Annotated in this window: 14 protein-coding genes; all 14 read left to right on the plus strand. The window is 48.9% G+C overall.

The window, feature by feature from the left end:
- Window positions 1-878 (plus strand): flagellar hook-length control protein FliK (locus WH50_RS21390; protein WP_133251397.1); only part of this gene is annotated, 878 nt, incomplete at its 5' end.
- A 130-nt stretch (window positions 879-1,008) separates the two neighbouring features.
- On the plus strand, window positions 1,009-1,524 hold the full coding sequence (locus tag WH50_RS21395) for a flagellar basal body-associated FliL family protein (RefSeq protein WP_110189273.1): 516 nt from the start codon (window positions 1,009-1,011) through the stop codon (window positions 1,522-1,524).
- 12 nt (window positions 1,525-1,536) lie between these two features.
- Entirely contained in the window at window positions 1,537-2,502 is a 966-nt protein-coding gene (fliM, locus tag WH50_RS21400) for a flagellar motor switch protein FliM (protein WP_104152453.1), read from the plus strand.
- Between the two features lie 97 nt (window positions 2,503-2,599).
- Window positions 2,600-3,046 carry a flagellar motor switch protein FliN gene (gene fliN, locus WH50_RS21405; RefSeq protein ID WP_104152452.1) on the plus strand — a complete coding sequence of 149 codons (447 nt, stop codon included), beginning with the start codon at window positions 2,600-2,602 and terminating at the stop codon, window positions 3,044-3,046.
- Window positions 3,043-3,456: a flagellar biosynthetic protein FliO gene (gene fliO / locus WH50_RS21410; RefSeq protein WP_110189274.1), complete on the plus strand. Its 414-nt coding sequence runs from the start codon at window positions 3,043-3,045 to the stop codon at window positions 3,454-3,456. The genes fliN and fliO overlap by 4 nt, the downstream gene beginning before the upstream one ends.
- Window positions 3,453-4,205 carry a flagellar type III secretion system pore protein FliP gene (gene fliP / locus WH50_RS21415; protein ID WP_110189275.1) on the plus strand — a complete coding sequence of 251 codons (753 nt, stop codon included), beginning with the start codon at window positions 3,453-3,455 and terminating at the stop codon, window positions 4,203-4,205. The genes fliO and fliP overlap by 4 nt, the downstream gene beginning before the upstream one ends.
- 7 nt (window positions 4,206-4,212) lie before the next feature.
- Complete coding sequence (gene fliQ / locus WH50_RS21420; protein ID WP_104152450.1) at window positions 4,213-4,482, plus strand: flagellar biosynthesis protein FliQ; 270 nt, start codon at window positions 4,213-4,215, stop codon at window positions 4,480-4,482.
- Between the two features lies 1 nt (window position 4,483).
- Window positions 4,484-5,260, plus strand: coding sequence for a flagellar biosynthetic protein FliR (gene fliR / locus WH50_RS21425; RefSeq protein WP_110189276.1), 777 nt, complete (start codon window positions 4,484-4,486; stop codon window positions 5,258-5,260).
- Entirely contained in the window at window positions 5,260-6,381 is a 1,122-nt protein-coding gene (gene flhB / locus WH50_RS21430) for a flagellar biosynthesis protein FlhB (RefSeq protein ID WP_110189277.1), read from the plus strand. The genes fliR and flhB overlap by 1 nt, the downstream gene beginning before the upstream one ends.
- A 151-nt stretch (window positions 6,382-6,532) precedes the next feature.
- Complete coding sequence (gene flhA, locus WH50_RS21435; protein ID WP_207780420.1) at window positions 6,533-8,638, plus strand: flagellar biosynthesis protein FlhA; 2,106 nt, start codon at window positions 6,533-6,535, stop codon at window positions 8,636-8,638.
- Window positions 8,639-8,721: 83 nt separating this feature from the next.
- Entirely contained in the window at window positions 8,722-10,287 is a 1,566-nt protein-coding gene (flhF, locus tag WH50_RS21440) for a flagellar biosynthesis GTPase FlhF (protein WP_110189278.1), read from the plus strand.
- A gap of 75 nt (window positions 10,288-10,362) precedes the next feature.
- Window positions 10,363-11,082 (plus strand): RNA polymerase sigma factor FliA, encoded by a 720-nt coding sequence (locus tag WH50_RS21445; RefSeq protein ID WP_104152446.1) that lies wholly within the window; start codon window positions 10,363-10,365, stop codon window positions 11,080-11,082.
- 94 nt (window positions 11,083-11,176) lie between these two features.
- Window positions 11,177-11,557 (plus strand): chemotaxis response regulator CheY, encoded by a 381-nt coding sequence (cheY, locus tag WH50_RS21450; RefSeq protein ID WP_207780425.1) that lies wholly within the window; start codon window positions 11,177-11,179, stop codon window positions 11,555-11,557.
- Window positions 11,558-11,572: 15 nt separating this feature from the next.
- Window positions 11,573-12,367: a protein phosphatase CheZ gene (locus WH50_RS21455; RefSeq protein ID WP_104152445.1), complete on the plus strand. Its 795-nt coding sequence runs from the start codon at window positions 11,573-11,575 to the stop codon at window positions 12,365-12,367.
- Window positions 12,368-12,376: the final 9 nt, after the last annotated feature.

Raw genomic sequence — 12,376 nt, forward strand, 5'->3', positions numbered from 1 at the left:
AAAATCCGCAAAATCCGCAAAGCACCGGTGTACAGCTGGTCGGAGCGGAGGTGGCTAAGGCAAATGTTACTAATCCAACTCAACTGCCAGGAGCGAGTGCTGAGGTTGACGGTGCTGTAGTTGCTGATGATCTCCAGGCGTCAAGTAGTACTTTGCTTCAGAGCACAGGTACAAAAGCCGCTGGTATAGAGAGCGGTAATGAGCGGCAGCCAATGCCAGCAGCGAATTCGGCCCTTACCGCTGCCGGTGATTCAAGCACCGTGACGGATTCCGGAACAGACTCTAGTGGAGCGCACGAAGGTTCTCATCAGGGTAAAGGTGCTGGTAACTCGTCTTCTGATGGACTGGATCCCAGCGCTACTGGAGCAGCAGCTCTTGATAAGGCGCAAGTGCAGGACTTTAAGTCCGCATTGACAACGGCATCCCAGAACCCAGCCGCCGGTTCTGGGGTTTTGACGGGTAAGCCTGATACCGAGCAGTGGGCTACTCAACTGAATCGTCAGTTACAGGTGCTGAATCAGCAGGGTGTACAGACGGCTGACCTGCGTTTGGACCAGCAGGACATGGGTTCACTGCAAGTTCGTATTCATATACAGCATGATCAGGCCAGTATTGTCTTCCAAAGTACCTCTCCTCAAGTTCGGGATGCGCTGGAAAGCCACATCCAGCGCTTGAAAGATGGATTTGCGGAGCAGGGATTGAACTTGGGTTCTGTAGATGTGAGGGATAATTCCGGCCAATCTCAGGAGCAGTCGTATCAGCCAAAAACGTCGCCAGGCTATAGGGATGAGCTGGCGGAAGGGGATGGGGATGTCATCGTCCCCGTAACCGAATCAACTGCCGTATCGACCGACAGGTTGGTTGATTATTATGCATAGTGCGGTTGTGTAGCGTGAAAAACTCACCAGATTGGTGTTCTGGTCGCTCTTAAGGTATTTTTCCACGAGTCATACATGATCCGCTGTATCTCACATACAGCGGATGTCGCTATTATTCCGAGAGAACATCATGGCGGATCAAGAACAGCAGGACGAAGCCAAGCCCAAGAGTAAAAAGAAGCTCATCATTATCATTGTTCTGGCGTTGTTGCTATTGGGTGGCGGTGGTGGAGCTGCGTATTACTTTCTTTTTGCCTCCAAACCTCCAGCAGAAGAGACGGCAGCTGAGCCGGCCAAGCCCGTTAAGGTGAGAGCGCTTTATGTCAAGATCCGAATGCCTGGTGACAAACCCTCTTTTGTGGTCTCTCTGACGGACTCGAACGGTCGTCAGCGTTTCATGCAGCTCTTCGTTGAGGCCAAAACACGTGATCAGGCAATTGTGGATGCTTTGAGCCTGCACATGCCACTTATCTGTGATCGGTTGAACTTTATTTTTAGCTCTGCTGATTTCACTGATCTCCAGACTAACGAAGGCAAATTGGCTTTGCAGCAGAAAGCCTTAGAAGCTGTGAAAGAAATCATCACCAAGGAAACAGGGAAGTCAGATGTAGAAGCCATTTTATTCACCAACTTGGTTATGCAGTAGGAGTCATCTAGGATGCAGGATCTACTGTCTCAGGATGAAATTGATGCACTATTGCATGGTGTCGACGATGGTGATGTCGAAACCGAGGGTGATGTAGAGGTAGATGGTGCTCGGAATTACGATCTTACTAGCCAGGATCGTATTGTTCGCGGGCGTATGCCGACTCTGGAAATGATCAACGAACGTTTTGCTCGCTACACCCGAATCAGTTTATTTAACCTGCTACGAAGAAGTGCTGATGTCTCCGTTGGGGGGATTCAGATCCTGAAATTTGGCGAGTATGTGCACACTCTGTATGTTCCGACGAGTTTGAACTTGGTGAAATGCCGCCCTTTGCGTGGAACTGGTCTGTTCATTCTCGACGCCAAGCTGGTTTTCAAGCTGGTGGATAACTTTTTTGGTGGTGATGGTCGGCATGCCAAGATTGAAGGACGCGAGTTTACACCTACCGAGACTCGTATAGTTCAGAAAGTACTTGAGTTGGTCTTTCGGGATTTACACGAGGCCTGGGCGCCGGTGCTCAAGCTCGAGTTCGAGTACGTAAACTCTGAAGTTAACCCTGCAATGGCGAATATTGTCAGTCCAAGTGAAGTGGTTGTTGTCAATACCTTTCATATCGAATTAGATGGTGGTGGTGGGGATCTTCATATCACTATCCCTTATGCAATGCTGGAGCCTGTGCGGGATATCCTCGATTCCGGGGTGCAGAGTGACGTGGATGAAAAGGATGAACGCTGGGTGAAAGCTCTGCAAAGTGAGATCATGGACGCGAAGGTGCTGTTGAATTCTGTTGTTGCGCGTCGACAGGTCACGCTTCGTGACATACTTGAAATGGAGCCAGGTGACGTAATTCCTGTAGATGTTCCAGAGGTGTTAACTTTGACCGCAAACAATATTCCTATATTCAAAGGGCGTCTGGGAGTCAGTAGGCAAAACTTGGCTTTCAAGGTAAAAGAGCAATTCAAGTTACCTCGTTAGCGTCTTGCAAGTTGAAGAGAGCTCCAGACAAGGTGATATAGAGATGTGCCGCGCTGTTTAGGGGCTTAAGAATCAGGTATCTGAGCTGTAACAATCTATGAGTAACGAAAATACCCCAAAAGACGAAGAGGCTATGGCTGATGAATGGGCCGCAGCGCTTTCTGAACAGACCTCTGATGCGGCAGATGACTGGGCTGCTGCAATGGCTGAGCAGGAAAACGATGATGCTCAGCGTGTCGAGCTCGATGAATTACGTGATGAGGGGCGTAGAGTAGATCTGGAAAGGCCTAACCTGGACGTCATTCTCGATATTCCGGTAACCATCTCAATGGAGGTTGGGCATACCGAAATCTCCATTCGAAACCTTCTGCAGTTGAATCAGGGGTCTGTAGTTGAACTGGATCGCATGGCAGGAGAGCCTTTGGATGTACTGGTAAATGGTACTCTGATTGCTCATGGTGAAGTCGTTGTGGTCAACGAGCGTTTCGGTATTCGTCTGACCGATGTCATCAGCCCGTCAGAGCGAATCAAAAAGCTGCGATGAATAGGCTCATTACGGTATTCCTGCTGTTGGCCAGTATTAACTCAGTGCGAGCTGCTGAGACGCAGGTCCCACTTTCTCATGTTGACTTTTCGCCATCAGCATCTGCCTTAAATGTTGTTACAGGTCTGGTCGTGGTCCTGCTCTGTATGTGGGGCGTGGTCTGGTTAATGCGCCGTTGGCAGAATGGTGGGCTTGCAGGCAGAAAAGACTGGCGTGTTATTGCTGCCCTGCATCTTGGCCAGAAAGAGCGTCTACTTCTGGTTCAGGTTGGGGAAGAGCAGTTTTTGCTTGGTGTTACTGCGAATGGTATCAATCAGCTCGCAAGATACGCTGAACCTGTTCTCAAGGAAGACATGTTTGCCAATAAACTGTCCCAGGCGCTGACCAGATACCAAAAGGAACGTAAATGACGTTCAAGGTAACGCTCAGGGTCTTTCTGCTTTTGTTAGGGTTGATGCCTGCAATACTATTGGCTGCAGAGCCCGGTATTCCAGCTATTCAAATCACGCCGGGACCAAACGGATCTCAGAATCTGACGGTTACGATGCAGATTCTGCTGGCAATGACAGCGCTGACCTTCTTGCCAGCGTTCGTCATGATGATGACGTCGTTTACCAGAATCATCATTGTCTTTTCAATATTGCGTCAGGCTCTTGGGCTGCAGCAGGCGCCATCCAATCAGGTTATGATAGGTCTGGCTCTGTTTCTGACGTTCTTCATCATGTCCCCGGTATTCGATCAAATTAATGCTAACGCGGTTCAGCCTTATCTAAGTGAGAAGATGGATGCTCGCACTGCGATCGATGAAGCGGGTAAGCCATTGCACAAGTTCATGATTGAGCAAACGCGTCAAGCTGATCTGGCCATGTTCATGCATCTTGCGGGCAAGGAAAAGGTCGATTCTCCTGCAATGGTGCCATTTAATGTTTTGGTGCCTGCTTTTGTGACAAGTGAACTGAAAACGGCATTTCAGATAGGCTTTATGATCTTTATCCCGTTTCTGGTAATTGATCTGGTAGTAGCGAGCGTATTGATGGCGATGGGTATGATGATGCTGTCACCAGTCATCGTCTCTCTGCCATTCAAACTGATGCTTTTCGTGCTGGTTGATGGCTGGAGTATGATCATGGGGACACTGGCAGCAAGTTACGGGATGTGAGGTCGCCATGACGCCTGAAGCGGCTCTTGATATGTATCGGCAAGGTTTCATGTTGATCATCGTGCTGGTGTCAGTGATTGTCTTGCCTAGTCTTGTCGTGGGATTGATCGTGTCAATATTTCAAGCTGCTACCCAGATCAACGAGCAGACTCTCAGCTTCTTGCCGCGTTTGCTGGTGACTATAGGTGCCATTATGTGGACTGGTCCCTGGATTGTTGAAAAAATCATGGACATGTTCAACTCGCTGTTTGTTAATATCCCTTTGCTGATCGGCTAGTATGTTCCAGTTGGATGTACCTACTCTGACGGGCTGGATGTACGGTTACCTCTGGCCGCTATTTCGTGTTGCTGGCTTTATGGCTGCAGCGCCCATCTTCGGTACTCAATCCATTCCTGCTACAGTTCGTGTTTTTCTTGCTATGGGGCTGGCTGCCTTACTGGCGCCCATCTTGCCAGCGGGTCCAACTCCGGATGGGCTTAGTCTGGCGACCTGGCTTCAGGTGGGAGCGCAGACACTGATCGGGATAATGATCGGTTTTTCTGTGCAGATATTATTTCAAGTGTTCACTACAGCTGGGCAAATCCTGGCTATGCAGATGGGGCTCGGGTTTGCTTCTGTGAACGATCCTGTCAATGGGCTATCTGTAGTGGCGTTGGGGCAGTTTTATATGTTGTTAAGTACTGTCCTGTTTCTGTTGATGAATGGGCATTTAACGCTGCTGCAGCTACTGGCGAATAGCTTTATTTGGTTGCCCGTTGGGCAGTGGCCTGCAGTGGATTCCTATTGGATGCTGGCAGATGCTGGGACCTGGTTGGTATCGAGTGCGCTGTCATTGGCTCTGCCAGGGGTGATAGCGCTACTGCTAGTGAATTTATCTCTGGGAATTATTACCAAAGCGGCGCCTCAGCTGAACATTTTTGCTGTAGGTTTTGCATTTCTGCTTATGTTTGGCCTGTTTATTTTCTGGGTTGGGCTTTCTGATATGGTCTGGCAGCAGCAAAACTTTATGTTGGATATCTTTGATCTGACGAAGTCGCTGTTTGGAGCTCCGTGATGTCTGATTCAGATCAGGAAAAGACCGAACAACCAACGGCGAAGCGCCTTGAACAGGCACGGGAAAAGGGTGACGTTCCCCGATCAAGGGAGCTGAGTACTACTGTACTGCTTGTTATCTGCGGCTGTTTCATGCTGTTTTTCGGCCAGCGTATTGTTGAAGTTTTTATTCAGTTGATGCGCTTCAATCTGTCGATTGATAAAGCAGCTTCCAGTGATCCCATGATGATGTTTGCTCATCTGGAGGTCACGGTAAAAGAAGCACTGATGTCCATTATGGGGTTGTTGATAGGGCTGGCTTTTGTCGCTATTGCTGCCAGTGTGCTCATGGGAGGGTGGAATTTTACCCTGGAGGCCTTGCAGCCCAAGTTGAGCAAGCTGAATCCTCTGGCTGGTATCAAGCGCATGTTTTCCATCAACTCCCTGGTGGAGCTGGTTAAGTCCTTTGCCAAGTTTGCTGTTGTGGCTGGCATGGCCATCTATATGATTCGCTCTGATCAGGATCGGCTGATGCTGATGGCTCGGCAGGATATTATGACGAGCATGGCGAATGGATTAGAGCTATTGCTGTGGGGATTTATCTGGCTTGCATGCTCATTGGTGCTGATTACGCTGATTGATGTTCCATATCAACAATATCAGTACATGCAAAAGCTCAAGATGACCAAGCAAGAGGTCAAGGAAGAAATGAAAAATGCGGAGGGTAATCCCGAAATCAAGGGGCGTATCCGCCGCTTGCAAAGAGAAATGACATTTCGCCGTATGATGTCTAATGTGCCAAAGGCGGATGTAGTGATCACTAACCCTACTCATTATGCAGTCGCTTTGCAGTATGCGGGCCACAAAGCTCCAGTCCTGGTTGCAAAAGGGGAGGAGCTGGTAGCTGCCAAGATCAGAGAGATTGCGGATGCGCACAAGGTACCTATCATTTCGGCGCCAGCACTAGCACGATCTGTTTACTACAACACTGAAATTGATCAGGAAATTCCATCTGGGCTGTATATGGCAGTGGCACAGGTACTAGCCTATGTAACCCACCTTAAAGCCTGGAAAAGACGCCAGGGGCCAAAGCCTGTTGAGCCTACGCAGTTTGACATTCCCTCGGAGCTTAGGCACGACTGATGTTTTGGCTGCATTATTGCGGGGCTACTTTGCAGCAACCATGGAAGTCCATTGTTAGCCATCTGTGTTTTACTATCCCGGTCGGCAGCAGTGTTGCGGCAGGGGCATAATTGCGTATGCTAACACTGCATTTCTGTGGCTTAGATTGTTGATGGCTATTAATCGCGCACAAGTTCTATCTACTCTTCGGGGTCTGGGGCAAGGGAGTCTAGGGGTTCCTGTTGTCCTCCTGGTTATGCTGGGCATGATGACATTGCCTATGCCGCCCTTCCTGTTGGATGTGTTCTTTACATTCAACATTGCTCTGTCCCTAGTCATTCTTCTTATATCTGTCTACATCCTGCGACCGCTTGACTTCGGAGTATTTCCTACCGTTCTGCTGGTGGCGACACTGCTGCGGCTTGCACTAAACGTCGCGTCTACCCGAGTCGTATTGCTCTATGGCCATGATGGCGGTGATGCTGCTGGTAAAGTTATTGCTGCTTTTGGTGAGGTGGTAATTGGTGGTAACTATGTTGTTGGTCTGGTGGTTTTTGCCATCTTGATGATCATCAACTTTGTTGTAGTTACCAAGGGTGCAGGCCGCATATCGGAAGTAAGTGCCCGCTTTGTTCTTGATGCGATGCCAGGCAAGCAAATGGCAATCGACGCTGACTTGAATGCTGGTTTGATTAATCAAGAGCAAGCCCAGACGCGCCGTAAAGAGATTACTCAGGAAGCAGAGTTTTACGGATCCATGGACGGTGCCAGCAAGTTTGTTCGTGGTGATGCTGTCGCTGGCATCTTGATCCTGTTCATTAACATTATTGGCGGCTTACTGATAGGTATGCTGCAGCATGGACTGGCTTTTGGTGATGCGGTTCAGATCTATACGTTATTAACCATTGGTGACGGATTGGTTGCGCAGATACCTTCTCTGATGCTGTCTACCGCTGCTGCAGTCATTGTTACTCGTGTCAGTGCTGCCGAAGATGTCGGTACGCAAATCACATCCCAGATGTTTGCTTCCCCTAAAGCGATGGGGATCACGGCGGCCATCATGTTCATCATGGGGAGTATTCCTGGCATGCCTCATGTGTCTTTTTTGGGGTTGGCTGCTGCTGCTGCCGGTGGTGCATACCTGATTGACAAGAAGAGTAAGGAAAAAGAAGCGAAGTCGTTGTTGGAGAAAGAGAAGCCCAAGGCACCAGTTCAAGCTCCGGAACAGAAGGAACTCAGTTGGGACGATGTGGGTCCTGTGGATATGATCGGGCTGGAAGTTGGCTATCGTTTGATACCTCTTGTCGACAAGAGTCAGGGAGGTCAGCTGCTGACGCGTATAAAGGGGGTGCGGAAAAAACTGTCACAGGACTTGGGTTTTCTGGTGCCCTCTGTGCACATTCGTGACAACCTTGACCTGATGCCAGGCGGCTATCGCATAGTGCTGATGGGGGTCACAATAGGTGAGGCAGAAATTTATCCTGACAAGGAAATGGCTATCAATCCGGGTCAGGTATTTGGGTCATTGAGAGGTATTGAAACTCGTGATCCAGCGTTTGGATTGAGCGCTGTCTGGATTGACCCCACGCAGAAGGACCATGCGCAAACTCTGGGATACACAGTAGTTGATCCTGCGACAGTTATTGCCACTCATCTCAACCAAGTAATGCAAGAGCATGCCGCTGAATTGATCGGTCATGAGGAAGTTCAGCATTTGCTTGATAACCTTGCGAAAAGCGCGCCAAAACTGGTCGAATCCTTGGTGCCTGGGTTACTATCAGTTAGTATTGTATTGAAAGTATTACAAAATTTACTGAGAGAGCAGGTGCCCATCAGAGATATTCGTACTATCGCTGAGGCACTCACTGAGTTGGCAGGAAGAAGTAAGGATCCGCAGCAATTGACGGCTGCCGTCAGAATTGCGCTGTCCCGACTCATCATTCAGAACATAAATGGTACTCAAGCTGAACTTCCAGTTATGACTTTGGAGCCAAAGCTGGAGCAGATTTTGCTTAAGTCTTATCAGCAAAGTCAGCAAAATCATGAGGATGGCCTTATACTTGAGCCCGGGATGGCTGAGCGCCTGCAATCCTCACTGCAGCAGTCAGCGCAGAATCAAGAGGTGGCAGGGCGTCCTGCGGTATTGCTCGTTGCTGCACCTTTACGTAATTTGATGGCTAAGTTTGTACGTTATGGCAGCCATACTATTCATGTGCTGTCATATCAGGAAATACCGGAAAATAAACAGATCACTATTGTTGCAACTGTGGGCGGTTAACCCTCTTTAGAGAATTCTCTGTTTAGGTCTGTTGCTAACTATATGAGTCAACACCCGATTGGGCACTTACACAGGAGGCGAAGTTGAAGATAAAGCGCTACTTCGCGCCTGATATGAGACAAGCAATGCGTCTGGTCCGGCAAGAAGTCGGTCCGGACGCTGTTATTTTGTCCAATAAAAGGGTGGCTGGTGGTGTTGAAATCATGGTGGCCATTGATTATGAGCCACCAGTAAAGTCGGCTCCTTTGCCTCAGACACGGGCAACAGATCCCATCAAGGATGAACGGGCAAGTACTTCGCCGTTATCGCACGGTCGGACGCAACCTCCAAAGCCGGCTGCTGGAGCTTCCTCTTCCCCATTGTCTCAACGCTTTCAGCAGGTGAGAGACGCTCAGCAAGGTAGGATTCATGAGCCGATCCCAACAAAAAATAGCACGACACCAGGCTTGGATAAGGAGTCTGTAGCTGAGTTGTTGCGGCGTCTGGAGCAGGAGCGACAGTCGCGAAGAAGTGAAAATGCGGTTCGTGAATACGGTTCTGTTGCGCACAAGGGGCAGGCTCAGCAATCTTCATCCGAATATGTGGATGCTTTCTCGCAAGAGGTGCGGCCGCTAAAGGAGCTTGCTTCTGCCAGGGCTGTGAATCAAGAGCGGCATGTTGAGTCGGAGCTGCCAAACTCCCACCAAGTTGAGGCAAGAAGGCAGGATGATAGTCGTGTAATTAACTCAATGCGCGGTGAGATTGAACAGCTGAAAGGTATGCTTGAACAACAGCTGAAAAATACTCAACAGGCCACTACAAGTACCAGTTTTACGGAACGCAGTAAGCCACTGCAGATACAGATTCAAACTCGTTTACATAAGATGGGTTTGAGTGTGCCGCTATCGAGACAGTTAATACATGCTTTGGATAGTGGTTTGGAGCCAAAACAGGCATGGCGTCAGGTTCTGCAGCGCTTGGCAGCTGCAGTATCGACGTTCGATGCCGATCCTGTCGAGGGTGGGGGGATGTTTGCCTTGGTTGGGCCTACAGGCAGCGGCAAAACCACAACAATTGGCAAGCTGGCAACTCGATATGTCTTGAAACACGGTAGTGCCGGGTTGGCGCTAGTGACAACGGATTGCTATCGCGTCGCTGCTCATGAGCAGTTACGTGTTTTCGGGCATATATTAGACGTGCCAGTACGCGTGGTTGATGAGCGTCATTCTTTGAATGAAACATTACGCTCACTCCGGGATAAAAATCTGGTTTTAGTGGATACTGCCGGGATGAGCACCCAGGATGTGCATAGAGACAAGCAACTTCACCAATTAAGCCAGGTTAGCATTAAATTGCGCAAACTGTTGGTTTTGCCTTGCACCAGCCAGGTACAGGTGCTGAGATCGGCATATCAGTCTTATCGCCCATTGGGAATCGATGCAGGTATTCTGACTAAGCTAGACGAGGCGGTTAATCTCGGTGAGGCATTAAGCGTTGTTATCGAACATGCCCTTAAAATAGCCTACATTACAGATGGGCAGAGGGTGCCTGATGATTTGGCTCTCGCCAAGCCAGGTCAGTTGGTAAGCAGAGCAGTACATGCTATTGATAATCTGATGCCAGCTGCTGTGAGTTTGGAGCCTGCCAGGACTTACGGTAGGGCAGGTTGATTTTAGAATTTTAGTCAATGGTATTTGTAGAAGTAACAAGATAGTTATTCGTTCGGGGCGGTTATAAGGAAGAGCATGTATAACCAGTTGTATCCGTCATCAAGCCACGATCTTGTGAGTCGTTATGCCCCCTTGGTAAAACGTATTGCTCACCATTTGCTGGCGCGCTTGCCTTCATGTGTATCGGTGGAAGACCTGATCCAGGCTGGGATGATTGGTTTGATAGAGGCGTCCCGGAAGTATGATGCAAGTAAGGGGGCGAGTTTCGAGACTTATGCAGGTATCAGAATTCGGGGGGCTATCATTGATGAGGTGCGAAAAGGTGATTGGTCGCCGCGCTCAGTGCATCGAAATGCGCGCCGCATTAGTGAAGTCATTCAGCAGATTGAAGCGATGCATGGCCGAGATGCCAAGGATTATGAAGTGGCTGCAGAGCTGGGAGTATCTCTGGATGAGTACTACAGTATGCTGCAGGATAGCGCCTCAACACGGCTGTTCAGTTATGAAGAGCTTACAGATCAGGAGGATGACGGGCCTGGGGTTCAGATTGCTGGTGATCATGCATCACCAGAGGACCAACACCAGAAAGAAGCTTTTGCTGGTGCGCTAGCGAAAGCAATTGAGTTACTACCTGAACGTGAGCGCTTGGTGCTTTCGTTGTACTACGATGAAGAGCTGAACTTAAAAGAGATTGGTGCAGTCCTGGGTGTTAGTGAGTCCAGAGTTTGTCAAATTCATAGTCAGGCAGCTATGCGATTGCGCGCAAAGTTGTCAGGTTGGCAGCTTCAGGTATAAAACTCACCTTGTAAAGATTTGAAGTTAAACTAATTTTTATAAGAGCTTTGGGCTCAGCCGTTGAGGCATGACGGAGGTTGCCTTGGATAAAAACATGAAAATTCTTATCGTTGATGACTTTTCGACGATGAGGCGAATTATCAAGAATCTGCTGCGTGATCTTGGCTTTACCAACACGGTAGAGGCGGATGACGGAAGTACGGCATTGCCGATACTGAAAAGTGGAAACATTGATTTCCTCGTCACCGACTGGAACATGCCTGGCATGTCAGGTATCGATCTGCTAAAGGCAGTTCGTGCGGATCCTAAGCTGGCTCGTTTACCTGTCCTAATGGTAACCGCTGAAGCTAAACGCGAGCAGATTATCGCTGCTGCACAAGCTGGTGTTAACGGATATGTGGTTAAGCCGTTTACCGCTGCGGTTCTTAAAGAAAAGATTGAGAAAATCTTTGAACGTATAGAAGCCACTTCGTAACTAAGGTAACCCTGTATGTCAGGACAAGAGAAAACGGATCTGCAAGAGTTTGAGCAGACCCTGATACGGGGGGCTGAGGAGATAATGGGGCAACTGGAGTCTGGTGATTTCAGTGGCGCTATTCGAGTTATTCATCGACTCAGCGAGGCTCGGAATGAGGCTTTGTTTAGAGAAGTCGGTAAGTTAACTCGTGCTTTGCATGAGTCAATTAAGGCCTTTCATTCTGACTTTGAGCACAATGTTCTGATTGCCCATTCAGAAGATGTTCAAAACATCACAGATGCTTCCGAGCGTTTGAATTATGTTATTGAACTTACAGGTACAGCGGCTAATCGCACCATGGATATGGTGGACGAGAGTATGCCCGTAGCTGAAAAGCTAGGCAGCCAGGCCGAGCTATTGAGAGAAGACTGGGAACGCCTCGTTAAGCGTGAAATGGATGCCAAGGCATTCCGTGAATTATTCAAACGAACCTCTGAGTTCCTCAAGCAAGTCGAGTCTGGCTCCAAATCTCTTAATACCAACCTAACCGAAATTCTAATGGCCCAAGGTTATCAGGATCTGACTGGACAGCTTATACGCCGGGTGATATCGCTCGTTACGGAAGTTGAGCGAAATCTGGTGCAGATGGTGCGTATGGCAGGAAAGGTGGATTTCATCTCTGGAATTACCCATGACTTCGAGCCACAGGATCAGAAAACAGAAGAGCAAAAAATAATCGGCGAAGGGCCACAACTTCCTACAGGAAGCCAGGACGTAGTGTCTGGCCAAGACGAAGTCGATGACCTGTTGTCCAGCCTGGGATTCTGAGGAGTAACC

This window comes from Pokkaliibacter plantistimulans (assembly GCF_003194385.1).
Lineage (GTDB): Bacteria > Pseudomonadota > Gammaproteobacteria > Pseudomonadales > Balneatricaceae > Pokkaliibacter > Pokkaliibacter plantistimulans.